The following is a 24,565-nucleotide window of genomic DNA, read 5'->3' on the forward strand; positions in this document are numbered from 1 at the left end:
TCGGCGTTACATTGCGAGGCGTGCCGCGACGCGCTCGACGAGGTGGGACCCCAGGGTGCGCGCGTAGGTCGCCGTCATGTGGTGCGCGTCGCGGTAGACGATGACGTTGCCGATCACCAGCGGACACTGGGTCGCGGTGCAGAACAGGTCGGTGAGATCGACCGTCCGCACCTTTCCGTCGGTCCGCTTCGCGGCCTCCTCGAGGGCGTCCCGGGTGCCGAGCGCCGCCTGCCGGTCGACGGCGCATCGCCTCGGATCCCCTCCGTTCGCCGCGTCGTCGACGAGACAGCTCAGGTTGGCCGAGCCGAGCCCCGGATTGTCCACCACCACGACGATCCTGGTTCCCCGCTCCAGCACCGGACGCCACGCCTCGACGTATTTGCGGATCTGGCCGCCCGCCGCCCGGGGGTCGGCACTCGCGTTCCGCCTCCCGCTGACGATGACGAGGTCGTACTTCGGGCCCTCACCAAGTCGCTGAGCCATCGCCTGCCGTCGCGCGTAGCACGGGTCGGACTGGTCTGCGGCGTCCACCTTCGCCCAGATGCACCCGCGGGCGACGTAGGTGTCGACCGCCCAGTTCCGAGCGTCGAGCTGACCCTCGATCGCCGGAATGAGCATCGCCGCGTGCGAGTCCCCGACGAGTGCGACCCGGGTCGCGTCGGGCCGTCGCGATCCGATGCGACACGACGTGAGCGTGGCGCCCGGCTCCTGGTCGTAGCACCGGTACGCGGAGCCCGTGTCCTTGGTGAGCATCGACATCTCGGGGAACAGCTCCCGGCCGAGTGCGCCGTCCTCGCAGCGTTGCGGCTCGATCCTGGCACCCGCCCCGAGGCACGGCGTGCCCGCCGCCAACAACTGCTCGAGACGCGAGGTGTTCGCCTGGCTGCCCTGTTCGAGCAGGCGGTTTCCGGCGACGACGACGGACAGGACCAGTGCCATCGACATCGCCGCGGCCGCGTACTGCGGCCACAACCGGCGCCCGCGGGTGAACACGCCGAACCGCACCGGGTCCTCGACGAGGCGCTTGGTCAGCGCGGCCAACACCACCACACCCGCGATGACGACGAGCTTCACCGGCCAGGTCATCCGGTCACCGGTCGCCAGCTGGAAGATCACGATGGGCGGCCAGTGCCATAGGTAGACGGAGTACGACCAGTCGCCGAACTTCTGCACCGGCGCCCAGGCCATCGGCCCGAGAGGAGACCAGCGTGGACCGGGAGCACCGGCCCAGATGGCGGCGAGCGTGCCGACGACCGGCAGCGCCGCGGCGTAGCCCGGGAAGGGGGTCCCGGAATGGAGTACGAAAGCGGCGACGCCGATCAGGAGCAGGCCCAGCCAGGAGACCGCCGCCCGGGTACGCTCCCCGGCCGACCGGCCGAGCCCCGGCAGGGCCGCGAGCATCGCGCCGGCCCCGAACTCCCACGCCCGGGTGGGCGTGACGAAGTAGGCGGCGGCACTGTTCGCGGACGTCTCGTAGACGGAGTAGGCGAAGGAGGTTGCGACGATCAGGGCGAGCGTGACCCGGATCGCGCCCATCGGGTCCGTCCGCCGGAGCCGGCCGGCGATCACCACCGCGAGCACGATCAACAGGGGCCAGACCAGGTAGAACTGTTCCTCCACCGAGAGTGACCAGTAGTGCTGCACCGGCGACCGGACATTTTCCGCGGCGAGGTAGTCCACGGCGTCGTGCGCCAGTTGCCAGTTCTCGACGTAGATGGTCGCCGCCGCGATCTCGCGGAGTATCTGCGGCCAGTAGAGCTGTGGCACCCAGATGAAGACGGCCGCCGCGGTGGCGACGAGGACGAGCAGGGAAGCCGGCAACAGGCGCCGGATCCGGCGGGCCCAGAAGGCCCGGAGGCGAACCGAGCCGGATTGCCGCACCTCGCGCACGAGGTGCGCCGTGATGAGGAAGCCGCTGATCGCGAAGAAGACGTCGACGCCGACGTATCCGCCCGGGATCCGGTGCGGCCAGAAATGAAACAGCAGCACCAGGAGCACGGCAAGGGCCCGCAGTGCTTGGATCTCCGGCCGCAGCAGCCCACGAGACGTCGGCTTCGAGTCGCTCACTGTGCCTCACCACTGCGGTAGGGGTGGGGTGGCGTGTACCCGCCACACCGCCATGCACTAGCGGCGACGGCGAGGGTATACGGCCGGAACGCCCGTACTCCATCCGGGGACCGTCGGTGCGCAGGCGGTGCGCGTCAGCTCCGTACGAGCGGTCGCCGGACACAGTGGACATCGGTCACGGTGCGTCGGAACTTCCTGCTCAGGCCCGTCCCGTGGCTTGCCACAGTGACACGGTGACCCCGGTGAGCCGGACCACCCGGACCTGCTCGAACCCGGCGAGCTGCTGGCTCAGCGACGGATTCATGCCGGTGCGCTGGTCGGCCTCGGTCGACCCGCTGACCAGCCACAGCCGCTCGGCCATGCGGAGACAGTCGCCGTTCCGGCAGGTCCGCCCGTACGTCGCGACGCCGCCGGGCCAAGCGGTGAAGACCGTGTTCAGCTCCGGCCCGTCGGCCCGGCGAAGGTAGTAGTTCACACCGTCCTGCAGTCGACTGGGGTATCCGGCATGGATCCCGACCGCGTCGCCAGCGTTGGCCTCCGCCGCGAGGACCGCCACCGCGCCCCGCAGGTCGGGCTCGCCCGGCACGACGTTTTCGCGGTTCGTCGCGTGCATCGGCAGCGCGAAGGCCGCGCAGAGCACGACCAGCAGCGCGGGCAGGACGGCCCGCCGCCAGGACGACGTCGCCGTACCGGGCGCCGGTTGGGCGTGCCGGGTCACGGTCGCGACGGCCAGCAGGCACCACGCCGGCAGGGTGAACAGCACGTACCGATGGATGAGCAGCGCCGCCACCGGTGAGATGAGCAGCAGTACATAGAACGGCGCGACCGCCCACGTGCCGAGCAGAGCGCCACGACGCCCCAGCGTCACGGCGCCGAGGAGGGCCAGCCCGATGATCAGCGCGCTGACCGTGACACTGCCCGTCACCCGCACGATCTCGTTGTTGGTGCTGTCCCAGGTGGCCTCCGGAATCCACGACACCTGCTTGGCCTGCTCGGACCCGATCCAGGCGAGGGGAAGCACGGGGATGACAGCCGCGACCGCCGCCAGGAACCAGCGCAGGATCACCCTCTTCTGACGAAGGCTCAGGACGTACACCATGTGCGCCGGCAACAGCAGCAGCGCGACCATGTGCAGCAACCCGGCCACGGCCACCACCACGGCGTACGCGAGCCACCGCAGCCACGTCGGCCGCTCCGCCGCACGCAGCATCAGCAGGGTCGCCAGCGCCACCGCGGCGGCGGCGAGAGCGTAGGGGCGCGCTTCCTGCGCGTACCGGGAGACGGTCGGCAGCACGGCGACGAGCAGACCGGCGAACAGACCGGTCGTCGGGTCGAACAGCTTGCGGCCGATGACCGCGGTCATCGCGGCGGCGAGCGCCACCGCGATGATGGACGGCATCCGCAGGGACGCCTCCGATTCGCCGAACACCGCGATCCAGCCGTGCATCAGGATGTAGTAGGGCGCGATGACCGCGTCGGTCACCTCCGCCAGGCCCCGCAGCGCCCCCATTGACTTCGTCGACGCCGCCCACGTGGCGATCTCGTCGCGCCAGAGCTGCCGGCGCTCAAGGCCGTAGAGCGCGATGAGGAACGCGGCGAGGGCCGGTACGACCGGCACCGACCAGCGTGCGAGTCGATCCGTCAGGGGAGCTGAAGGGCGTGCTTCCGCGCGCGCCTCACCCGCTGCGGTCACCTCCGGCGAACTGGTGGAGGGGGCCAACTCGACCATTCGTCCTGGTCCTTTGGATCGGGCTGGGCCGGCACGGCGGCCGCCGCCCGGGATGTGGCTCGCAGCTGCGTAGCCTAGACGCCCCTGGTTGCGACCGGCCACGGGGTGCTGCCGGCCGTTGCGCGCAGGCCAGGGCGCGTCGACAGGGGTCCAGCGGTCAGAGCTGGCCGCGGTGGCGGGAGCCGACGTGCGGTCAGTTGGGGTTGCCGGCGTGGGTCAGCGTCTCCCAGGCGAAGAAGTAGGCGGCCGGCCCCGCGGGCCGGTCGGCCTCCACCACGCGCCTGGTGTTCGGCAGGTCGAGCCCCATCCTGGTGGCGTAGTGGTTGAAGGCGATCTCGGGTGACGGCGCCAACCCGGTGACGAGCCGACCCCCGCACAGCCACGGCGGCGCCGGCCTGCCCAGCTCGAAGCCGGTGTGGAACTCCAGCGCACGAGTGAGCCGCTCGCGCGCCTCGGCGTACAGGTCCCGCCCCTGGATCCACGCCGTCTCGGCGACATGCGCCGCCGCTGCGAGGCCCCACCCGGTGTGCAGAAAGTCGCGGCAGGTCTCCTGGGCGAGCCCGTCGACGAGCGGGTTCTGCCCACCCCAATAGTCGATGAGCTGCGTCTTCGTGAAGACGTCGCCGGGTGGCGCGTAGGGCAGGGGGCCGTCGCCACTGAGATAGACGTACGCCCGCAGCCGCAGCCGCCACTTCTCGACGGCCTTGAGGAACGAGGCGCGATCGTCGAGGAAGACCGAGATGCCCACCGCCGCGTCGAGCATGATCAGTTCCCAGTTCCCCGCCCTGGAGCCGTTCGTCCCGGCGAGGACCGTCGGTAGGTAGACAGTGCGGAGCATCCGCTCCGTACGGGCCAACCAATCGGGGGGCCAGCCGGTGTAGGTGTGCTTGATCAGTTCCGCGGCTCGCGCGAACGTCGCCCCGGCCCACCCCGCCTGCAGCGGCGCGTTGGCGTTGGTGTGCTCCTTGAGAACGCCCGACCACGCGTCCAGGATGTCGATGGCCTTCTCCGCGTACCTGCGGTCACGCGTGAAGGACCACATCAACGCCTGGGTGTACGCGGCCACCGCGTCCTCGGCCTCGGCGGTGCATCCGCTGTCCGGCTGGGAGTAGAAGCCGCAGTCCACGGTGGACACCGGTCGGGGGCGCCAGGACAGCTCGGCGTACTGGCTGCGCTGCATGGCGAGCCATGCCGAACGCCAGGGCTCCTCACCAGCCCTGACCTTGCGGCTCACGAAGTTCAACTGCTCGCTGCGCACCAGCACGCCAGGGTGGACGAAACCGCTGCGGGCGTCGCGCGACTCGGTCAGCGGTGGCGCCGGCGGGATGGGCTCCACGACCCACGCGCCGGCCGCCTCACCCTCCGGCGTCTTGGTCGAGAAGGCCAGGAGACCACCGCTGGCGGCCAGCAGGGCAAGACCCATCAGTGCCGCCAGCACGCCGCGCCTACCGGCCCACGCCATCCCGTCTCCCCGACCACCTGCCGATCCGGATGCCCGGACTTCCGGATTCAGTACATGCCATCGTCCGATCACCTGGCCACCCCGGGCTGCCGACCGGACTGTCCCGGTCTCAGGCCGCGGTGGGCGGCAGCACCTTGGCGATCAGCTTGGCCAGCTCGCGCAGCGCCTTGCCGCGATGGCTGACCGCGTCCTTCTCGGTCGGGGTCAGCTCGGCGTTGGTCCGTTCCTGTCCATCGCCCAGGAAGATCGGGTCGTAGCCGAATCCACCATCACCGCGCGGAGCGCGCAGCACCTGCCCGGACTGCCGGCCGTCGACGAGGTGCTCCTTGCCACCGGGCAGCACCAGCGCCACCGTGCAGACGAACGAGGCGGCCCGCTGCTCGTCGGGCACGTCAGCGATCTGATCCAGCACCAGCTGAAGGTTGGCGTGGTCGTCACCGTGCTGCCCGGACCAGCGGGCGCTGAACACCCCCGGCATCCCGTTGAGCGCGTCCACCGCGATCCCGGAGTCGTCGGCGATGGTCGGCAACCCGGTACGCCGGCAGCCCTCCCGCGCCTTGATCAGCGCGTTCTCGCCGAAGGTCAGACCGGTCTCCGGCAGTTCCGGGTACTGCTCGACGTCGTCCAGCCCGAGGAGGGCGATCCGGTGCGCGCCGAGCGCGCCGTCCAGGATCCGCTGGAGTTCGACCAGCTTCTTGCGATTGCGGGTGGCGAGCAGGACCTTGTTCATGAGAGAGCCTTCCGCTGGGCCTCGGCCAGGTCGGCGCAACCGGCGACGGCCAGGTCGAGCAGGGTGTCGAGCTGCTCCCGGGCGAACACGCCCGCCTCACCGGTGCCCTGCACCTCGACGAAATCGCCCGCGCCCGTGCAGACCACGTTCATGTCCACCTCGGCGGCCACGTCCTCCTCGTAGCAGAGGTCGAGCCGCGCCTCGCCGGCGATGATCCCCACGCTGACCGCGGCCACCGAACGGTGCATCACGTTCTCCGGCTTCCCGGCCAACGCCTTGCGGGCGGCCAGCCAGTCCACCGCGTCGTGCAGCGCCACGTACGCCCCGGTGATCGCGGCGGTCCGGGTGCCGCCGTCGGCCTGGAGCACGTCGCAGTCGAGCACCACAGAGTTCTCGCCGAGCGCCTTCAGGTCGATGCAGGCGCGCAGGCTGCGGCCGATCAGCCGGGAGATCTCGTGGGTCCGGCCACCGACCCGACCCTTGACGCTCTCCCGGTCGGAGCGGGTGTTGGTGGCCCGGGGCAGCATCGCGTACTCGGCGGTCACCCAGCCGAGCCCGGAGCCCTTGCGCCAGCGGGGCACGCCCTCGGTGACGCTCGCCGTGCAGAGCACCCGGGTGCCGCCGAACTCGACGAGCACCGAGCCCTCCGGATGTGTGCTCCAGCCTCGGGTCAGGGTCACCGGTCGAAGTTCATCGGGCCCTCGCCCGTCAGGTCGCGCCATGCCTGCACCCTATGCGGTGCGGCGCCGCACCTGCCCCGGGGTGCCCCGACCGGACACCACCGACGGCGGCGCCCCTGCACCTCGGGCAGCGCGCTGGTCCCATCGACCACCACGTGCGGCCGGGGCGAGGTGGGTCAGACGTCGTAGCTGGCGCCGGCCCGGACCACCTCGAGCGGCCCGGTGTACGCGGCGGCGGCCGACTCCAGCGTGTGCGCCTCGCTGCCCCAGGCGGCCACCAGGTGGGTGAGCAGCAACCGGCCGACCACGGCCTTGGTCGCCGCCTCACCGGCTTCCCGGCCGGTGAGGTGCAGGTCCGGTGGGTTGTCCACGCCGTCGAGGTAGCTGGCCTCGCAGAGGAGGACGTCGGCGTTCTGGGCCAGCCGCAGCAGCGCGTCGCAGGGCGCGGTGTCCGAGGAGTAGCAGAGCGACCGACCGCCGTGCTCCAGCCGCACGCCGTACGTCTCGACGGGGTGGTTGACCCGGTCGACGGTGACCGTGAACGGGCCGATCGGGAAGGTGCCCGGTTGGAGGGCGTAGAACTGGTAGACGTCCTCCACGGAGCCGTCGTCGCCGTAGGCGGCGCTGAGCCGGTCCGGTGCGCCGGAGGGCGCGTACACCGGCAGCGCCGGGTAGGGACCGTCCGGGGCGTACCGGCGGACCACCACGTACGACACGGCGTCGAGGATGTGGTCGCAGTGCAGGTGGGTCAGGAGGATCGCGTCCGGGGCGTGCAGCCCCGCGTACCGCTGGAGGCTGGACAGCGAACCAGGGCCGAAGTCGACCAGTAGCCGGAAGCCGTCGGCCTCGACGAGGTAGGCCGAACACGGCGACTCGGGGCCGGGGAAGCTACCGGCGCAACCCAGGACGGTCAGTCGCATCAAGTTTTCTCGCTGTCACTGTCAGTAGCACCTGAGCCGGCCGTCGTCCCGGCCATGATCTCTACCGACGCGTACGCCACGCTGCGCAGCCTACGCTGGGGTACGCGGCCGCAAGAATCATCCAATGGAACTTGTCACGAACGTGACACCTGCTCACGGCGCGGCGGGCAGCGTACGGGCCGTCGACGTGCGCATCGACGGCCCGTACGCGGAGACCAGATCGGTCACGCCCAGAGCTGCCCCTCCAGGGCGTCCTCGGCGTCGGCCAGCGTGCCGCCGTACGCTCCGGTCGACAGGTACTTCCAGCCGCCGTCGCAGACCACGAAGGCCACGTCGGCGCGGCGGCCGTCGCGGACCGCCTCATGCGCCACCGCGAGGGCGGCGTGCAGGATCGCGCCGGTGGAGAAGCCGGCGAAGATGCCCTCCACGTCGACGAGCTGCCGGGTACGCAGCACCGCGTCCCGCGTGCCGACCGAGAAGCGCCGGGAGAGCACCGAGGCGTCGTACAGCTCCGGCACGTACCCCTCGTCGATGTTGCGCAGGCCGTAGACCACCTCGCCGTAGCGCGGCTCGGCGGCCACGACCTGGATGCCGTCGACCTTCTCCCGCAGGTAGCGCCCGGTGCCCATCAGCGTGCCGGTGGTGCCCAGGCCGGCCACGAAGTGCGTGATGGTGGGCAGGTCGTGCAGCAGCTCCGGGCCGGTCGTCTCGTAGTGCGCCCGGGCGTTGGCCTCATTGCCGTACTGGTAGAGCATCACCCAGTCGGGATGCTCGGCGGCGATCTGCTTGGCGGTGGCGACGGCCTGATTGGAGCCACCCGCCGCCGGCGAGAAGATGATCTCAGCGCCGTACATCCGGAGCAGTTGGACCCGCTCGGTGGAGACGTTCTCGGGCATCACGCAGACCAGCCGGTAGCCGCGCAGCTTGGCCACCATGGCCAGCGAGATGCCGGTGTTGCCGCTAGTCGGTTCCAGGATGGTGTCACCCGTCCGGAGCCGGCCGGCCTCCTCCGCGGCGCGGACCATGAACAGCGCCGCCCGGTCCTTGATGCTGCCGGTCGGGTTCCGGTCCTCCAGCTTGGCCCAGAGCCGCACCGGCGGGGCGCCCTCGGGCACCGTCGGGGAGAGCCGGGGCAGGCCGACCAGCGGCGTGCCCCCGCAGGCGTCGAGCAGGCTGTCGTACCGCGCCATGGCGGCCGCCCTCAGCGGGCGGCGACGGCACCGCGACGGCTGTCGCGGGCTGCCGCCGTCGCGCTCTGCTGGCTGGCCACGGCGGCACTGTGCTGGCTGATCGCCGCTGCCGCCGCGAAGCCGAACGCGCCGCCGGCCACGGCCGGCAGGATGGTGATGCTGTCGCCGTCGGAGAGCTTGGCGTCCAGCGCGCCGAGGAAACGGACGTCCTCGTCGTTGACGTAGACGTTGACGAAACGGTGCAGCGTGCCAGCCTCGGTGACCAGCCGGCCCCGCAGCCCGGCGTGCCGGGAATCCAGGTCGGCGAGCAGGTCGCTCAGGGTGTCGCCGGAACCTTCGACGACCTTGGCGCCGCCGGTGTAGCTGCGCAGGATGGTGGGGATGCGAACCTCGATGGCCATGATGTCGTGCTCCTCATTCGGGTGTGCCAGGGGTGACGGGACGGAACGGGTGCGGACGCTGACGGGTCAGCGGCCGGAACACTCGTAGTCGACCGTCGCCGGGCTCTGCCCGAACATGTAGGACTGGACGGCGTGCGGGTCGACCCCAGCCGCCACGATCCGAACCGGCTCCTCGGTCACCACGCCGTCGACGATCCGGAACGACCGGATCTCCTCGGAGTCGGGCTCGCGAGTCGAGACGAGCAGGTAGTGCGCGCCCGGCTCGCCCGCGAAGGAGACGTCGGTGCGCGAGGGGTACGCCTCGGTGGCGGTGTGCGAGTGGTAGATGACAACGGGCTCCTCGTCCCGGTCGTCCATCTCCCGCCACACCCGCAGCTGCTCCATCGAGTCGAACTCGTAGAACGTCATCGACCGCGCGGCGTTGTCCATCGGGATGTGCCGGGTCGGTGTGTCGCTGCCGAGGGGACCGGCGACCACGCCGCACGCCTCGTCTGGGTGGTCCCGGCGCGCGTGGGCGACGATCGCGTCGATGATCGACCGGTCGATGCTCAGCACGTGCACCAGCCTAACGCCTGCCGGGTACCGGCCTGAAGTGGTGCCGGTCACGCCTAATCGATCAAGGCGTTGAGCAGCGACTCCTGTAGATATCCGAGGTACGCGTAGACCGACAGCTGGAACACCCGGCTGGAGGCCGGGTCCTCGGCGACCGCGTCGTCCAGCTCCTCACCCAGGTCCGTCCCGTCCTTGATCTCCAGCCGGACGCCCATCGCCAGCCGGGCGTCGTTCAACGCGCGCAGCCACGCCTCGGCCGCCTCGGCGTCCAGCCGCACCTCACCGCCCGCCTCATCGGGCAGCGCGGCCAGGATGGCCCCCGCCTGATCGATCTTCGCGGTCTTCAGGTCGCCCTCGGTGTAGCGGCGGAACTCGGCGGAGCCGGCCGCGTCCTCGGGGTAGGCCGCCGGGAAGAGCCGGCCGACGACCGGGTCAGTGTGGTCGAAGCCGTCGGTGAGCAGACCGACCACCTCGGAGGCGACCTTGCGCAGCACCCGCACCTCGTCGACGGCGAAGGTGGCGACGTAACGGCCGGCCTGGCGGCGGAACATGCTCACGATGCCCCCCCTGTTCGCGACTGCGGGGCTCGCAGAACCGGCTCACTCCTCGCGCTCACGAGCGGTCCACCGTCGCCCACAACCCGTACGCGTGCAACTGCGACGCGTCGTGCTCCATCCGCTCCCGGGCGCCGGTGGAGACCACGGCGCGGCCCTTGTGGTGCACGTCCAGCATCAGCTGCTCGGCCCTCTCCCGGCTGTAGCCGAAAAGCTTCTGGAAGACCCAGGTCACGTACGTCATCAGGTTGACCGGGTCGTCCCACACGATCGTCACCCACTGCCGCTCGGACGCCGGCACCTCGTGAGTGGCCGGCGTCTCGACCGGTGCAACCTGCGGAGCCGCCATGCCCCCCATCGTGCCACCGGTTTCCCGGAACCGAGGAACCGGAACGCCGGCCCGGCGAGGATCACCCAACCCGGCGTCCCCGGCCTCGCCCTGAACGCTGTTGGACGCGAGGTCTCGCACGAGGCCGGAGCAGGGCGCAGCCCCGCCGTCAGGCGAGCAGGATGCCGTGATCGACTGCATCGGAGAGCACCGCGCCCAGCGAGAGGCGGATCACCTCGAACCGTCGGGAGATCTCCCGGGACAGCCCCAGCTCGACCTCCCGCAACGCCCGCTGGGACCACGCCCGGGCGGCGTTGTGGTCGTCATTGCCGGGTGTACGCCACTGCTGCCAGCATCCACCGGACAGCGCCACCGCGACCGGCGGGAGCACCTCGTCGCGGGACGCCCGCGGATAGCCGTCGAGCGCGTCGATCGCCTCCGGACCGGTCAGCGAGGCCACGCCGGCCGTGCTGGTGATCAGCAGCACCTTGTCCAGGTCGCGGCCGGGCCGGTGATCGGTCAGGCCGTACTGCACGGCGGTGGCGATCCGGCGGCGCACACCCTCGGCCGGTGGCGCGCCGAGCACCCGGGCCGCGGCGTCCGCCACGATGCCCCGCACCGCGTGGTCGCACTGCGCGGTGGCCAACAGCGACAACGCCGCCATCTCCCGGTCCAGCAACTCCGGCAGGCCGGCGCAGCCGACCCCGAAGACGATCTCCTGAACCACCCGCAGGTGGGCGTTCGCCAACTCCAGCGCGAGGTGCTGGCGGATCCGCTGTGCGCAGGAGCGGGTCTGCCGGTCGAGCTGCTCGGACCAGTCCCCCGGGTCGGACACCACCGACACCCGGTCGTGCTGGCCGGGCAGCACCGGCGGATCCGCACTGGCCCGCTGCAACCCCTCGTGCGCCGCCCAACCCACCAGCGCCCGGCGCAGGTCGGCGGCGGACTCGGCGTCGTCGACCGGGAACCACCGCGCGCTGGCCAGCGAGGGCACTGCGGCCAGCAGCGCCGCGCGGTGCGCCGCCACGGTCACCGCGACCGAGTCCACCTTCCCCGGCACGCCGTGTGCCGGCGGGACGGACGCCCCCGCGTCCTCCGTCGTCGCCGCGCCGTCGGGCAGCGGGGCCCAGCCCGCCGCGCCGGGGGTGACCGCGAAGACGACCTTCACCGCGGCCGGGGCCACCTCGGCGAGCAGGTTCAGCTCCGCGGCGGTGAACGCCTGATCGGCCGCAATCACGAAGAGCAGCGCGCCGGCCCGGCCGACCGCGTCGAGCAGCACCCGGCCGCCGGCGACGCCGAGCGTGCCGGTGTCCGGCGTGTCGACCAGGGTGAAGTGCCGCAGCAGCGGCTCGGGCACGCTCAGCTCGACCCGCCGGGGCGGGCGGGCCAGCGCCGGGCCGGCGGCGTCCCGGTCCGCGCCGTAGGAGTGCGGTTGGCGGTAGCCCGGCACGTACGCCGCCCGGGTGGGCGCCTTGGCGTGTCGCACCACCAGCCAACTGCCCGCCGGCACGGTGAGCATGACCGGGTCGAGCCCGAGCAGGGTGGCGAACACGCCGCGACGCTCGGCGCCGGCGGGGCCGACGGCGACCACGCCGAGCGGCTCGTCCGGAGCGGGGCCGGTCACCCCGATCCGGGTGGGTAGCGGGCCGCAGCGCGGCAGGTCAGCTGGGCCGGCCATGTCGCCCGGCGAGTCGACCGAGGGGAGAGGGCCCTGCTTCATCGGGTGGCCTCCCATTGCAGGCGACCGGGCGTCCGGTCGCGTGGAAATACCGGTAACGGTACCCGGATGCCGGAAGACTACGGGCGGCCCGATGACCGGGCGGAACACTTCGAATACTCACCGGTAATCGCGAGATTACTCAACTTCGGTGCGTGACGGTGCCGGCGCAGACAGGTCTCGATGGATATGCTGCCGGGATGAGTCGATGGCAGTTCGTCGGCCGAACCGCCGAGCTCAACCGCCTGCTGGCGACAGTGACCGGGCAGGCCGGCCGAGGGCTCTTCTTCAGCGGCAGCGCGGGCATCGGCAAGAGCCGGCTGCTGCGCGAGGGCGTGAGAACGCTGCCCACCGACCGGTACGCGATCTGGTCCATCGCGGCCAGCGCCACCACGGCCGCGCTGCCGTTCGGCGGGCTGGTGCAGGTCCTCCCCGCCGAGCAGCCCCAGGGCCTCTCGCCCGCCGGCATCCTGCGCTGGGCGCTGGGCGTGCTGCAACAGCAGGCCGCCGGCCGGCGGATCGTGCTCGCCATCGACGACGCGCACCTGCTCGACCCGCCCTCCGCGGCGCTGGTGCACCTGGTCGCCCGCGCGGAGAACGCCACCGTGGTCGGCACCCTGCGCGACGGCGAGCAGATCCCGCTGCCGATCCGCGCACTCTGGACCGACGACCTGGTCGAGCACGTCGAGCTGACCCCGATGCCACCGGCGGAGACCGCCGGGCTGCTGGCGGCGATCCTGGACGGTCCGGTCGACGCCGGCTCCGCCGACCGGCTCGGCCGGCTGTCGGCCGGCAACCCGCTACTGCTGCGCGAGCTGGTGCACGCCGCCAACGGCAGCGCGGAGCTCAAGCGCACCTACGGCATCTGGAAGTGGACCGGCCGGCTGGAGCTGGCGCCCAATCTGACCGACCTGATCGACACCCGGGTCGGGCAGCTCACCGATGGCGTGCGCGCGGTCGTCGAGCTGGTCGCCTTCGGCGAGCCCCTGGGCCTGCACCTGCTCAACCAGGCCGCCAACCCGGCCGACGTGGAGATCGCCGAGGAACGTGGGCTGATCAGCGTGGTGCAGCACGACCGGCGGACCAACGTCCGGCTGGCCCACCCGCTCTACGGCGAGGTGATGCGCCGCCGCTGCCCGGTCAGTCGCACCCGACGGCTCCAGGCGAGCCTCGCGGAGCTGCTCGAGCGGGTCGGCAAGCGCCGCCGCGACGACCTGTTGCGGGTGGCGGTGTGGCGGCTCGACTCGGGCACCGCGCAGGACCCGGCCCTGCTGGTGGACGCCGCGGTGCAGGCGTTCACCCGCTACGATGTGCCGCTGGCGACCCGGCTGGCCCGCGCCGCGCTGGACGCCGACGGCGGGTCGGACGCGGCGGAGCTGCTGGCCACCATCCTGATGTTCGCCGACCGGCCGGAGGAGGCCATCGAGGTCCTGGACGCGGTGAGCCCCGATCCCAGCGACGAGCGGCGACTCTGCCGATGGCTGACCGTGCGGGGAATGGTCAGCTACTGGGGGCTGAGCCGGGAGTCCACGGTGGAGGAGATCGCGTCCCGTGTCGAGCAGCTCAGCGATTCCGCCGACCGGGCCCGGGTGCACGCCTTCGAGGCGATCATGCGACTGCACCGGCTGGACACGACCACCGCCGTACGGCTCAGCCAGCGGGTGCTGGACCGGCCGGCGGCCAGCGTGGCCGCCCGCGAGCTGGCCCGCAGCACCATCGCATACGTCCAGGCCGCGCAGGGCCAGCTGAGCCGCAGCGGTACGGCGATCGCCCAGGTGCACTCCGCCGCGGCCAGCTGGCGTACCGACATGCCGTACCTGCAACTGGCCCTGGAGTTGGCCCGCGGCACCCGGCTCATGCTCACCGGTGACCTGGTCGGAATCGACGCGATCGTGGCCGACGAGTTCGCCGACCTCGCGGGTGCGGGGGACTTCCGGCTCGGCACCGGATACCTGGCCATCCTGCAGGCGTACGCCGCCCGCATGCGCGGGCAGAGCGACGGGGCGATGCGGACGTCGCTGGGCGCCTGCGCGGTGCTGGCCACCAGTCGGGTCTACGCCGGTCTGGCCCAGGCCGAACGGGCGCAGGCGGCGGCGCTGCGCGGCGACGCGGCGCAGGCCACCGAGGCGATGGCCGAGGCGGACCGCACCCAGGCACCGGGCATGGCGGTGCTCTACCCGTGGCTGGAGCAGGCCCGCGGCGCGGTGCTCGCCGCGTCGGGCGATCTGCCCGGCGCGATCAAACAGCTCAACGACCTGGTGGACCGGCTGCGCTCGGACGGCTTCGCCGGGCACGAGGTGCACGTCCTGCACGATCTGGTCCGGCTGGATCAGGCCGGCGCGCCGGTCGGGCCGACCTGCTCCGACGGCGGCCGGCGCACCGTCGCGCAGCGCCTCGCCGAGCTCTCTGAGCAGGTCGACGGCGTGCTCCCGCCGCTGCTGGCCCGGCACGCCCGGGCCGCGGTGACCGACGCCGCCACGGATCTGCTCGCGGTCGCCGACGACTACGTCGCGCTGGAGCTGCACGTGTACGCCGCCGAGGCCACCGCCCAGGCCCTGCACCGGCTGCGCCGGCAGCACTCGGCGGCGGCCGGCGACGCCCGGGAGCGTCTCGCCGGGTTGCTCAGCCGCTGCGACCTGATCCGTACGCCGGCGCTGCACGCCGGGGCGCCGGTGCTGACCGAGCGGGAGTGGCAGGTGGCCCGGCTCGCCGCGCACGGCGCGACCAGCCGAGCCATCGCCGAGCGGCTCTACCTCTCCGCACGAACGGTGGAGAACCACCTCCAGCGGATCTACACCAAGCTCGGTGTGACCGGCAGGGCCGAGCTGTGGGCGGCCCTCCGGTCGATCCCGGGCCACGAGGGCGGCGCCGCGAGCTGAACCTTAGGCTGGGGCGGTGAGCACCCTCCGCCCCTCGCTGCTGACCGACCACTACGAGCTGACCATGGTCAGCGCAGCCCTCAAGGACGGCACCGCCGACCGCCGTTGCGTCTTCGAGGTGTTCAGCCGCCGGCTACCGACCGGGCGCCGGTACGGCGTGGTCGCCGGCACGGCCCGGCTGATCGAGCTGATCCGCGACTTCCGGTTCGACCCGGCGGAGATCGACTTCCTGCGTCGGACCGGGGTGGTCGACGACGCGGCGGCGGCCTGGCTCGCCGACTACCGCTTCACTGGCGACGTCGACGGGTACGCCGAGGGTGAGCTCTTCTTCCCCGGTTCGCCGATCCTCACCGTCTCCGGCGGCTTCGCCGAGTGCGTGGTGCTGGAGACGCTGGCGCTCTCGGTGCTCAACCACGACAGCGCGGTGGCGGCGGCGGCGGCCCGGATGGTGACCGCGGCACGCGGCCGGACGCTGATCGAGATGGGAGCGCGCCGGGCGCACGAGGGGGCCGCGGTGGCCGCGGCGCGGGCCGCGTACCTGGCCGGTTTCCGGTTCACCTCCAACCTTGCCGCCGGTGCGCACTACGGCATCCCCACGGCGGGCACTGCGGCACACGCGTTCACCCTGCTCCATGACGACGAGCGGGCCGCATTCGCCTCGCAGGTGGCCACGCTGGGCAACAACACGACGCTGCTCGTCGACACGTACGACATCAGCCAGGGCATCCGCAACGCGATAGCGGTGGCCGGGCCGGCACTGCGGGCGGTGCGAATCGACTCGGGCGACCTCGCGGTGATCGCCCAGCAGTCCCGGGAACTGCTGGACTCGCTGGGCGCCACCGAGACCAAAATCATCGTCTCTGGCGACCTGGACGAGCACGCGATCGCGTCGCTGGCCGCCGAGCCGGTGGACATGTACGGCGCTGGCACGGCCGTGGTCACCGGCTCCGGGGCTCCCACCGCCGGGCTGGTCTACAAGCTCGTCGAGGTCGAGGGGCGGCCGGTGGTGAAGCGCTCCGAGCACAAGGCGACCATCGGCGGCCGGAAGGTCGCGGTCCGCCGGCACAAGCCGACCGGCACCGCCACCGAGGAGGTCATCTGCCCGCAGGGCGTGCCGGACCGACAGCCCAACGACCGGATGCTCCAGCGCTCGTACGTGGTCGACGGCGAACCGGTGGAGTTGCCCACCCTCGACGAGTCGCGGGAACACCTGCGGGAGTGCCTGATCTCCATCCCGTGGGAGGGGCTGAAGCTCTCCGCCGGCGACCCGGCCGTGCCGGTCACCGTCGTACCCGCCGACTGAGATCACCCGGGGCCCGCCACACGGGCGCGGCCGTGACGAGAGGAGCGCCCGGTGCGCAATGCGCTGATCATCGTGGACGTGCAGAACGACTTCTGCGAGGGCGGCTCGCTGGCCGTCGCTGGCGGCGCGGGGGTGGCCGCCGGCATCTCCCGGCTGCTCGCCACCGAGCCGGACCGGTGGGCGCACGTGGTCGCCACCAAGGACTACCACATCGACCCGGGTGCGCACTTCGGCGATCCGCCGGATTTCGTGGAGTCCTGGCCCCGGCACTGCGTGGTCGGCACCAGCGGCTCGGAGTTCCACCCCGACCTGGACACCGAGCGGGTCGAGGCGATCTTCCACAAGGGTGAGCACGCGGCGGCGTACTCCGGGTTCGATGGGCACGCCGACGACGGCGAGTGCCTGGCCGACTGGCTGCGCCGGCACGACGTGGACCGGGTCGACCTGGTCGGCATCGCCACCGACCACTGCGTCCGGGCGACCGCGCTGGACGCCGCCCGGGAGGGCTTCGCCACCACCGTGCTGCTGGAGCTGACGGCGGCGGTCGCTCCGGACACCACCGACGTGGCGCTGCGGGCGATGGACGGCGCGGGGGTGACCCTGCACGGTCAGCCTGTGATCAGGGCCGCATGAGGCGGTAATTGGTTGGTCATCGGCCCGCCGCCGGTCGAAGATGTCGCCGGAGGTACGGACCCACGTGAACATGAAGCCTTACCGGGAAGCGCTCGCTCTGCCCGGCCTGCGGTCGCTGCTGCTGGTAGCCGTCCTCGCCCGGATCCCGCTCACCGCGACCGGGGTGACGTTGACCTTCCACGTGGTGCTCGACCTCGATCGGGGCTATGGGGCGGCCGGCCTGGTCGGCGCGGCCATCACGGTGGGCGCGGCGATCGGCGGCCCGTTGCTCGGTCGGCTGGTGGACCGGCGTGGCCTGCGCCCGGTCCTGGTGCTCACCGGGATCGCCGAGGCGGTGTTCTGGGCCACCGCGCCGTCGCTGCCGTACCCGCTGCTGCTGCCTGCCGCCTTCGTCGCCGGCTCGCTCGCCCTGCCGATCTTCTCGGTGGTCCGGCAGTCCATCGCGGCGCTGGTTCCGGAGGATCGGCGCCGCCCGGCGTACGCGCTGGACTCGATGTCGGTGGAGCTGTCCTTCATGGTCGGCCCGGCGTTGGCGGTGGCCCTGGTCACCGCGATCTCCGCACGGACCACCCTCTACCTGGTCGGCGCCGGCATCGTTGCCGCCGGGATCGCCCTGTGGCTGCTCAATCCACCGATCCGCGGCGTCGCCGAGCCCACCGGCCCGCGGCGCAGGGTGCCCCGCCGGGAGTGGCTGACCCCCCGGCTGCTCGCCGTCCTGGCGGTCAGCGCCGCCGCGACCCTCGTGCTCGGCGGGACCGACGTGGCGGTGGTCGCCGTGCTGCGGGAGAGCGGTGAGGCCGGCTGGACCGGCGCGGTGCTGGCCGGCTGGGCGGTCGCCTCGTTGTTCGGTGGCTTCGCCTACGGTGCCGTGCACCGCTCACTCTCCCCGCTGGCGCTGACCGCGGCGCTCGGCCTCTGCACCATCCCGGTCGGGCTGGGCGGCGCGCACTGGTGGCTACTCTGCCTGGCGCTGATCCCGGCCGGGGCGCTCTGCGCGCCGACCATCGCGGCCTCCTCCGACGCGGTCAGCCGGCTGGCACCGGCAGAGGTGCGCGGTGAGGCGATGGGCCTGCACGGATCCGCGGTCACCGTGGGCATCGCCGTCGGCGCGCCGCTCGCCGGTGCGGTGATCGACGCCAGCGCCCCGCTCTGGGGTTTCGTGGTGACCGGCGCGCTCGGTGCGCTGGTGACCCTGGTGGTGCTTCCGATCGAGCTGCGTCGCCGCCGCAACGCGGACGCGGCCACCCCACCCCCGCCCGTCGAGACCGACCTCACCCCCGCCGCGGCCCGCTGAAGCCGGCACGTCGCGGCCTGGCCGCGAACGAACCTCCCCTGCCTGGCTGGCGAACGAACCTCACCGGCTCGGGTGGGAAGTCCCCCGGGCTCGGGCGGGAACCGGTTTGCCGTGCCGCCCGTGCCGCTGCCCGGCGGGCCTGTGCCGGAGAAGGGTTATACCTGTGAGTCATCGATATACCTCAGAGGTATAAGGCTCAACAGGTACAGGTGGCCCGGGGAACCCGTCAGGCGGCGGGCCGGCGCGGGCGGTGACGAGCCGGCCCCAGCCGTGACGGGCCGAGCCGAGAAGCGCCGGGCCGAGCCGAGGCGAGGCGGGAATGGCGACGGGCGCCGCTTCCGGTGGTCCCGGTGGCGGCGCCCGTCGTACAGCTACGGAGCTGAGTGTCAGTTCCGGTCGATGTCGCTGGCGGTGTCCTCGCGGTAGCTGGCACCGCCGTCCGACTCGCTGGTGAGCGGCTTAGAGCCACCCTCCGGCGGGCCGGCCAGGCTCTGGCCGCCGGCGGCCAGCTCCGGGAACTTCGCGTCGAACGCCGGCCGCTCGGAGCGGATCCGGGGCATCCGGTCGAAGTTGCGCAGCGGCGGCGGGCTGCTCGTCGCCCACTCCAGCGAGTTGCCATAACCCCAGGGGTCGTTCACCTCGACCACCGGGCCGGTCTTGTACGACTTCCAGCAGTTGTAGATGAACGGCAGCGTGGAGATACCGGTGATGAACGCGCCGATGGTGGAGATCACGTTCAGCGTGGTGAAGCCGTCGCTGGGCAGGTAGTCGGCGTACCGGCGGGGCATGCCCTCGTTGCCCAGCCAGTGCTGCACCAGGAACGTGGTGTGGAAGCCGATCATGGTGAGCCAGAAGTGCACCTTGCCCAGGCGCTCGTCGAGCATCCGGCCGAACATCTTCGGGAACCAGAAGTAGATGCCACCGAAGACGGCGAACACGATGGTGCCGAAGAGCACGTAGTGGAAGTGCGCCACCACGAAGTACGAGTCCGACACGTGGAAGTCGACCGGCGGGCTGGCCAGCAGCACGCCGGTGAGACCGCCGAAGAGGAAGGTCACCAGGAAGCCCACCGCCCAGAGCATGGGCGTCTCGAAGCTGATCTGGCCTCGCCACATGGTGCCGATCCAGTTGAAGAACTTCATACCGGTGGGCACGGCGATCAGGTAGCTCAGGAAGCTGAAGAACGGCAGCAGCACCTGACCCGTGGCGAACATGTGGTGCGCCCAGACGCTCATGGAGAGCGCGGCAATCGAGATGGTCGCGGCCACCAGACCCTTGTAGCCGAAGATCGGCTTGCGGGAGAAGACCGGAATGATCTCCGAGATGATGCCGAAGAACGGCAACGCGATGATGTACACCTCGGGGTGCCCGAAGAACCAGAACAGGTGCTGCCAGAGCATCGGCCCACCGGTCGCCGGGTCGTACACGTGGGCCCCGATGATTCGGTCGGCGGCGAGCGCGAAGAGCGCGGCGGCCAGCAGCGGGAAGACCAGGATCACCAGCAGGCTGGTGACCAGGATGTTCCACGTGAAGATCGGCATCCGGAACATGGTCATGCCCGGCGCGCGGAGAGTCAGGATCGTGGTGATCATGTTCACCGCGCCGAGGATGGTGCCCAGGCCGGAGACGGCCAGGCCCACCACCCACATGTTCCCGCCGACGCCCGGCGAGTGCTCCGCGGTGCTCAACGGGGTGTAGGCGGTCCAGCCGAAGTCGGCGGCGCCGCCGGGGGTCATGAAGCCGGCGATCGCGATCGACCCGCCGAAGAGGAACAGCCAGAAGGCGAAACTGTTCAGCCGCGGGAAGGAGACGTCGGGTGCGCCGATCTGGATCGGCACGATGTAGTTCGCGAAGGCGAACACGATCGGCGTCGCGAAGAACAGCAGCATGATCGTGCCGTGCATCGTGAAGAGCTGGTTGTACTGCTCGGGCGACAGGAACTGCAGCCCGGGTTGGGCCAGCTCAGCCCGCATGATCAGGGCCATCAGGCCGCCGATCATGAAGAACGCGAACGCGGTGACCATGTACATGATCCCGATCTGCTTCGCGTCCGTGGTACGCAGCAGCCGCGCGATGGCCGACCCCTTGACCGGCTCCCGGACCGGCCAGGGCCGGGTCACGACCGGCTTGGGTGCGACGGTGGTCACGAGTGGCCTCCGGTTCTCGTTTGTCCCGCTCGGCACACGCTGGTTATCTGCGGGCCGTCATCCGCAAGGAGGATAGTCCCCGGCAGGTCGCAGCGCCGCGTGGGGTGGCGGGACACGATCTACAGCGGGCCGACCAGCAGCCGGTAGTGCTCCCCGAAGATCCGGCCGCCGCGTCCACGCAGCAGCGGGTCGCGCAGCGCCGGCGGCACGTCCCGGGTCCGGTTGCGGTCCCGGGTCCGGTCCCGCACCCATCGGGTACGCGGGCGGCGGCGGCTCTCGTACGCCACCAGCGCCGCCTCCACGCTGCCGGCGGCGCGCAGCGACTCGGCCAGCACCACGGCGTCCTCCAGCGCCATCGCCGCGCCCTGGGACAGGGTCGGCGCGGTGGCGTGCGCGGCGTCGCCGACCAGCAGCACCCGCCCCCGGTGCCAGCGGCCCAGCTCCACCTCGTCGGTGATCGCGACGTGCACCCGGTCGAGCGCCGCCAGCACCTCAGGCACCGGGCCGCGGTAGTCGGCGAAGAGTTCGCGCAGCCGGGCCAGCGGGTCGGTGGGCGGCTCGGTGCCCGCCTCGTCGGCGTAGCAGTGCAGCCGACCGGCACCGATCGGCACCATCAATAACCCGCAGCGCTGACCGAGCAGGGCGGTCCACTCGGTGACCGGAGGGCCATCGCGGAGCACGGCCCGGTAGACCACCTGCCCGACCGGGCGGGGCGGCCCGCCGAGGGAGGCCAGGGTGCGGACCGAGGATCGCGGCCCGTCGGCACCGATGACCAGGTCGTACTCGGTGCTGGTGCCGTCGGTGAAGGAGACCCCGACCCCGCCCGGGAGCAGATCCAGGGTGCGGACCTCGGCGCCGTGGCGGACCGCGCCGCCGGCTCCGCTGAGCAGCACCCGGTGCAGATCCGCCCGGGGCAGCGCCCGGCACTCGCCGACGCCGGCCCAGAGAGTGTCGAGGTCGACCTCGCAGAGCGGCACGCCGGCGGCGTCGAAGAAGCGCTGGCGGTGGATCACCTGCCCGAGCGGGCGGACCGGGTCGTGCAGGCCCAGCCGGTGCAGCGCGCGGGCGGCGTTGCCCGGCAGGTAGAGGCCCGTGTCGGTGGACTCCCCCGGTGGCAGCTTGTCCGTGACGTCCGGCCGGAAGCCCACCAGGCGCAGCGCCCGGGCCACGGCCAGGCCGGCAATGCCCGCGCCGACGACGAGGATGCGCAGGGGGGAGCCACCCATGGTGGTGTACGCCTCCGGAGGGGATACGGCACGCGTTGGAGGCAACACGCTACTCGGCGCTATCGACGCACACCAGGGCCCGATCGGCCCGCCCGAAGCCGATCGTTGGGCGGCCCGCACCGGTTAGCTGGATGTCCGCCGACGGCCGTGCGGCGCGGGCGTGGCAATCCTCACATTTCACCAGTTTGACGCGTACGGTTGCGCCAGAGTTTCAGGCATGTAAATGTGTCATTGAGCGTGGGAGCGCTCCCGTCTTCGCCCCGACCCGGCGCCCGGCACGCGCCGCAGTCAAGGAGCGTCATGAAACGTCCACTTCGGGCCCTGGTCGCAGCCGGCCTGCTGCTCGGCGGCTCGATCGTCGCCGTGGCACTCGGCGGCAACGCCTCCGCCGACACACAGATCTGCGAGCAGTACGGCTCCACCGTGATCCAGAGCCGGTACGTGGTGCAGAACAACCGCTGGGGCACCACCGCCCAGCAGTGCATCAATGTCACCAGCACCGGCTTCGAAATCACCACCCTCAACGGCAGCAGCCCCACCAACGGCGCCCCGACGGCGTACCCCTCGGTGTTCTTCGGTTGCCACTACACCAACTGCTCCCCCGGCACGAACCTGCCGATCCAGGTGAGCCAGATCAGCAGCGCCACCAGCAGCATCAACTACCGGTACGTCAGTGGCGCCACCTACAACGCCTCGTACGACATCTGGCTGGACCCGTCGCCCAGGCGGGACGGGGTGAACCAGATGGAGATCATGATCTGGCTCAACCGGCAGGGCTCGATCCAGCCCATCGGCTCACCGGTCGGCACGGCCACCCTGGCCGGCCGGACCTGGGAGGTCTGGCGGGGCAGCAACGGTTCCAACAACGTCATCTCGTACGTCGCGCCGTCGGCGATCTCCAGCCTGAACTTCAGCGTGCTGGACTTCATCAACGACGTCCGCAACCGGGGTGCGATCACCAACAGCTGGTACCTGACCAGCATCCAGGCCGGCTTCGAGCCCTGGCAGGGCGGCGTCGGCCTCGCGGCGACCTCGTTCTCGGCCGCCGTCAACGGTGGCGGCACGCCGCCCACCACCCCACCGCCCACCACGCCACCGCCCACCACGCCGCCCCCGACCACGCCGCCGCCGGGTGGCGCGGGTTGCGCGGTGAAGTACACGCCGAACTCGTGGAACAACGGCTTCACCGCCGACGTGCAGATCACCAACACCGGGTCCAGCGCGCTGAACGGCTGGACGCTGACCTACAACCTGCCCAGCGGGCAACAGGTCACCAACGCCTGGAACGCCACGGTGAGCCAGAGCGGGTCCGCGGTGACCGCCCGGAACGTCGGCCACAACGGTTCCGTTCCACCCGGGGGTACCGCGAGCTTCGGGTACCAGGGGACGTTGAGCGGGGCGTACTCGTCACCGACGAGCTTCTCGCTTAACGGGGCGACCTGCGCCCGCACCTGACCGGCCAACGGTGGGGCGTGGCCATCCGGTCACGCCCACCGGTGATGTCCACTCGGGTTCCTTGAAGTCGGGGCGTCCTCGCACCTGGGATACCCCGACTTCTTGGAAATCGAGTCGATCTGGCAGTGCGGGTCAGACCCGGGTAAGGCGGACGGCGTCGGCGATGACCAGGCCGGTGCCGTTGCTCCACCGGCTCACGCCCACCCGGTTGGCGTCACCGGCCGGCAGGGTGAACGTGCCGAGGACACGCCACTGCCCGCCGGTGATCCGCTGGTCGACGCGGACCGTCTGGTTGCCGTTGGTGGTGGCGACGATGTACGGCGCGGCGCTGTTGTAGCCGGCGTTCGCGGGCCACCAGGCCTCGACGCGGTAACTGGCGGTGGCCGGGACGGCGAACCGGTACCACGCGACGTCGCTGGCCGCGACCGGATCCGCGTACCGGTAGTCGGCGCCGTACCGCTGGCCGGAGTACGAGGACACACCCCAGTTGGCGCTGGCGGTGAAGCGGCCGGCGGTGGTGTTGTCCACGGTGGAGGACCACGCGGTGCCGCCGCCGGCCATCCTGGCGGCCACGTCGGCCCGCATCACGTTCAGGTCGATGAAGGACGGGTCGATCTTGCCGCTGGTGCTGGTCTCCCGGTGCCCTCGGGCGTAGCTGCTGTCCCTGCCCAGCCGGGTGAGCACCGCGGCGGTGGCGGCGATCGACGCGTTGTACTGCGCGGCGGTCATCTCCTGGTTGACGCCGTTGTAGTCGATCTCCCACCCGATCATGAGCGTGTTGCCGTCTCCCGACGGGATCGGTCCGCTGCCACCGCTGACCCCGGCATGGTTGCACCGGCCGGCCGAGATGACGTGGAACACCCCGTTGTAGTCGACCAGCGCCTGGCAGAGCGGGCCGGCCAGGTCCGGCCGGCCGTTGATGCAGATGCCGAGCGCCGGGTGCGGGTTGCTGGCGCTGGAGGTCGAGGCCGTGTGGTGCCAGAGCACCCCGATCGGGTCGAAGGAGCCGGGCCGCATCCGGTTGAGCCAGTCCCCCTCGACGACGACCTGGACCCCGGCGGCGCGCAGCACGTCGACCAGCCAGGGAACGGTGGCCATCAGGAGCCCCCGAGCAGGTCGGCCAGGCACTCGGCCTTCGGCGCGGCGCTCGCCGGGGCGGGCCGGACGACGGTGGTCAGCGCGGCGGCCACCAGGGCGGGGATGGCGAGCATCCCTCGGCGGCGCAGACGGATGGATGGTGACCGGGCCATGGCGATCCTCCAGCGACGGCGGGTTCGAACGCATCGACGAACGTGATG

General features: G+C 71.7%; 21 protein-coding genes. 5 read left to right on the forward strand and 16 right to left on the reverse strand.

Annotation, left to right across the window (positions count from 1 at the left end; genetic code table 11):
• Window positions 1-6: 6 nt before the first annotated feature.
• From ACWD5O_RS15875 to ACWD5O_RS15930, 12 genes are all read right to left on the reverse strand, one after another.
• On the reverse strand, window positions 7-2,067 hold the full coding sequence (locus tag ACWD5O_RS15875; protein ID WP_450085738.1) for an acyltransferase family protein: 2,061 nt from the start codon (window positions 2,065-2,067) through the stop codon (window positions 7-9).
• Between the two features lie 199 nt (window positions 2,068-2,266).
• Window positions 2,267-3,685: a glycosyltransferase family 39 protein gene (locus ACWD5O_RS15880; protein WP_450085739.1), complete on the reverse strand. Its 1,419-nt coding sequence runs from the start codon at window positions 3,683-3,685 to the stop codon at window positions 2,267-2,269.
• A 304-nt stretch (window positions 3,686-3,989) separates the two neighbouring features.
• Window positions 3,990-5,258: an alginate lyase family protein gene (locus ACWD5O_RS15885; protein ID WP_387326826.1), complete on the reverse strand. Its 1,269-nt coding sequence runs from the start codon at window positions 5,256-5,258 to the stop codon at window positions 3,990-3,992.
• Between the two features lie 109 nt (window positions 5,259-5,367).
• A complete protein-coding gene (rdgB, locus tag ACWD5O_RS15890) occupies window positions 5,368-5,988 on the reverse strand; it encodes an RdgB/HAM1 family non-canonical purine NTP pyrophosphatase (protein ID WP_449936477.1) in 621 nt (206 codons plus the stop codon).
• A complete protein-coding gene (gene rph / locus ACWD5O_RS15895; RefSeq protein WP_449936480.1) occupies window positions 5,985-6,710 on the reverse strand; it encodes a ribonuclease PH in 726 nt (241 codons plus the stop codon). The genes rdgB and rph overlap by 4 nt, the downstream gene beginning before the upstream one ends.
• 134 nt (window positions 6,711-6,844) lie before the next feature.
• On the reverse strand, window positions 6,845-7,588 hold the full coding sequence (locus tag ACWD5O_RS15900) for an MBL fold metallo-hydrolase (RefSeq protein WP_354967956.1): 744 nt from the start codon (window positions 7,586-7,588) through the stop codon (window positions 6,845-6,847).
• Between the two features lie 224 nt (window positions 7,589-7,812).
• On the reverse strand, window positions 7,813-8,778 hold the full coding sequence (locus tag ACWD5O_RS15905) for a PLP-dependent cysteine synthase family protein (protein ID WP_089017454.1): 966 nt from the start codon (window positions 8,776-8,778) through the stop codon (window positions 7,813-7,815).
• Between the two features lie 11 nt (window positions 8,779-8,789).
• On the reverse strand, window positions 8,790-9,179 hold the full coding sequence (locus ACWD5O_RS15910; RefSeq protein ID WP_354967955.1) for a MoaD/ThiS family protein: 390 nt from the start codon (window positions 9,177-9,179) through the stop codon (window positions 8,790-8,792).
• Between the two features lie 66 nt (window positions 9,180-9,245).
• Window positions 9,246-9,734, reverse strand: coding sequence for a M67 family metallopeptidase (locus ACWD5O_RS15915; protein WP_354967954.1), 489 nt, complete (start codon window positions 9,732-9,734; stop codon window positions 9,246-9,248).
• 53 nt (window positions 9,735-9,787) lie between these two features.
• A complete protein-coding gene (locus tag ACWD5O_RS15920; RefSeq protein WP_354967993.1) occupies window positions 9,788-10,282 on the reverse strand; it encodes a DUF2017 domain-containing protein in 495 nt (164 codons plus the stop codon).
• A gap of 61 nt (window positions 10,283-10,343) precedes the next feature.
• A complete protein-coding gene (gene clpS, locus ACWD5O_RS15925) occupies window positions 10,344-10,634 on the reverse strand; it encodes an ATP-dependent Clp protease adapter ClpS (RefSeq protein ID WP_354967953.1) in 291 nt (96 codons plus the stop codon).
• 148 nt (window positions 10,635-10,782) lie between these two features.
• Complete coding sequence (locus ACWD5O_RS15930; RefSeq protein ID WP_450085740.1) at window positions 10,783-12,333, reverse strand: hypothetical protein; 1,551 nt, start codon at window positions 12,331-12,333, stop codon at window positions 10,783-10,785.
• 197 nt (window positions 12,334-12,530) lie between these two features.
• Here ACWD5O_RS15930 and ACWD5O_RS15935 point away from each other — a divergent pair, with 197 nt between their 5' ends.
• From ACWD5O_RS15935 to ACWD5O_RS15950, 4 genes are read left to right on the forward strand one after another with little or no spacing between them, the layout of a single operon-like run.
• Window positions 12,531-15,209, forward strand: a complete 2,679-nt coding sequence (locus ACWD5O_RS15935) for a LuxR C-terminal-related transcriptional regulator (RefSeq protein WP_450085741.1) — start codon at window positions 12,531-12,533, stop codon at window positions 15,207-15,209.
• Between the two features lie 16 nt (window positions 15,210-15,225).
• Window positions 15,226-16,512 carry a nicotinate phosphoribosyltransferase gene (locus tag ACWD5O_RS15940; RefSeq protein ID WP_450085742.1) on the forward strand — a complete coding sequence of 429 codons (1,287 nt, stop codon included), beginning with the start codon at window positions 15,226-15,228 and terminating at the stop codon, window positions 16,510-16,512.
• A 51-nt stretch (window positions 16,513-16,563) separates the two neighbouring features.
• Window positions 16,564-17,145 carry an isochorismatase family protein gene (locus ACWD5O_RS15945; protein WP_450085743.1) on the forward strand — a complete coding sequence of 194 codons (582 nt, stop codon included), beginning with the start codon at window positions 16,564-16,566 and terminating at the stop codon, window positions 17,143-17,145.
• A 40-nt stretch (window positions 17,146-17,185) separates the two neighbouring features.
• On the forward strand, window positions 17,186-18,439 hold the full coding sequence (locus ACWD5O_RS15950; RefSeq protein WP_354967948.1) for an MFS transporter: 1,254 nt from the start codon (window positions 17,186-17,188) through the stop codon (window positions 18,437-18,439).
• 386 nt (window positions 18,440-18,825) lie between these two features.
• On the opposite strand, the gene ctaD is transcribed toward ACWD5O_RS15950, so the two are convergent.
• The gene (ctaD, locus tag ACWD5O_RS15955) at window positions 18,826-20,586 is read right to left on the reverse strand and encodes an aa3-type cytochrome oxidase subunit I (protein ID WP_387326803.1); all 1,761 of its coding nucleotides are present in this window, start codon (window positions 20,584-20,586) and stop codon (window positions 18,826-18,828) included.
• A 119-nt stretch (window positions 20,587-20,705) separates the two neighbouring features.
• Window positions 20,706-21,812 carry an FAD-dependent monooxygenase gene (locus tag ACWD5O_RS15960; protein WP_450085744.1) on the reverse strand — a complete coding sequence of 369 codons (1,107 nt, stop codon included), beginning with the start codon at window positions 21,810-21,812 and terminating at the stop codon, window positions 20,706-20,708.
• A gap of 300 nt (window positions 21,813-22,112) precedes the next feature.
• Here ACWD5O_RS15960 and ACWD5O_RS15965 point away from each other — a divergent pair, with 300 nt between their 5' ends.
• The gene (locus tag ACWD5O_RS15965) at window positions 22,113-23,267 is read left to right on the forward strand and encodes a GH12 family glycosyl hydrolase domain-containing protein (RefSeq protein ID WP_450085745.1); all 1,155 of its coding nucleotides are present in this window, start codon (window positions 22,113-22,115) and stop codon (window positions 23,265-23,267) included.
• A 132-nt stretch (window positions 23,268-23,399) separates the two neighbouring features.
• On the opposite strand, the gene ACWD5O_RS15970 is transcribed toward ACWD5O_RS15965, so the two are convergent.
• Together ACWD5O_RS15970 and ACWD5O_RS15975 are read right to left on the reverse strand one after the other, a co-directional pair.
• Window positions 23,400-24,365, reverse strand: coding sequence for a golvesin C-terminal-like domain-containing protein (locus ACWD5O_RS15970; protein WP_450085746.1), 966 nt, complete (start codon window positions 24,363-24,365; stop codon window positions 23,400-23,402).
• On the reverse strand, window positions 24,365-24,517 hold the full coding sequence (locus tag ACWD5O_RS15975) for a hypothetical protein (RefSeq protein WP_449936506.1): 153 nt from the start codon (window positions 24,515-24,517) through the stop codon (window positions 24,365-24,367). Before ACWD5O_RS15975 ends, ACWD5O_RS15970 begins: the two co-directional genes overlap by 1 nt.
• Between the last annotated feature and the right edge of the window lie 48 nt (window positions 24,518-24,565).

Source organism: Micromonospora sp. NPDC005161 (genome assembly GCF_053599855.1).

Excerpts from the sequence above, each read along its gene's own strand:
- ACWD5O_RS15950 (WP_354967948.1), top strand. The coding sequence starts at position 17,186 with ATGTCGCCGGAGGTACGGACCCACGTGAACATGAAGCCTTACCGGGAA.
- ACWD5O_RS15935 (WP_450085741.1), top strand. The coding sequence starts at position 12,531 with ATGAGTCGATGGCAGTTCGTCGGCCGAACCGCCGAGCTCAACCGCCTG.
- ACWD5O_RS15930 (WP_450085740.1), bottom strand. The coding sequence starts at position 12,333 with ATGAAGCAGGGCCCTCTCCCCTCGGTCGACTCGCCGGGCGACATGGCC.
- ACWD5O_RS15965 (WP_450085745.1), top strand. The coding sequence starts at position 22,113 with ATGAAACGTCCACTTCGGGCCCTGGTCGCAGCCGGCCTGCTGCTCGGC.
- ACWD5O_RS15885 (WP_387326826.1), bottom strand. The coding sequence starts at position 5,258 with ATGGCGTGGGCCGGTAGGCGCGGCGTGCTGGCGGCACTGATGGGTCTT.
- ACWD5O_RS15910 (WP_354967955.1), bottom strand. The coding sequence starts at position 9,179 with ATGGCCATCGAGGTTCGCATCCCCACCATCCTGCGCAGCTACACCGGC.
- ACWD5O_RS15970 (WP_450085746.1), bottom strand. The coding sequence starts at position 24,365 with ATGGCCACCGTTCCCTGGCTGGTCGACGTGCTGCGCGCCGCCGGGGTC.
- ACWD5O_RS15975 (WP_449936506.1), bottom strand. The coding sequence starts at position 24,517 with ATGGCCCGGTCACCATCCATCCGTCTGCGCCGCCGAGGGATGCTCGCC.
- ACWD5O_RS15900 (WP_354967956.1), bottom strand. The coding sequence starts at position 7,588 with ATGCGACTGACCGTCCTGGGTTGCGCCGGTAGCTTCCCCGGCCCCGAG.
- rph (WP_449936480.1), bottom strand. The coding sequence starts at position 6,710 with ATGGCGCGACCTGACGGGCGAGGGCCCGATGAACTTCGACCGGTGACC.
- ACWD5O_RS15920 (WP_354967993.1), bottom strand. The coding sequence starts at position 10,282 with ATGTTCCGCCGCCAGGCCGGCCGTTACGTCGCCACCTTCGCCGTCGAC.
- clpS (WP_354967953.1), bottom strand. The coding sequence starts at position 10,634 with ATGGCGGCTCCGCAGGTTGCACCGGTCGAGACGCCGGCCACTCACGAG.
- ACWD5O_RS15905 (WP_089017454.1), bottom strand. The coding sequence starts at position 8,778 with ATGGCGCGGTACGACAGCCTGCTCGACGCCTGCGGGGGCACGCCGCTG.
- rdgB (WP_449936477.1), bottom strand. The coding sequence starts at position 5,988 with ATGAACAAGGTCCTGCTCGCCACCCGCAATCGCAAGAAGCTGGTCGAA.
- ACWD5O_RS15960 (WP_450085744.1), bottom strand. The coding sequence starts at position 21,812 with ATGGGTGGCTCCCCCCTGCGCATCCTCGTCGTCGGCGCGGGCATTGCC.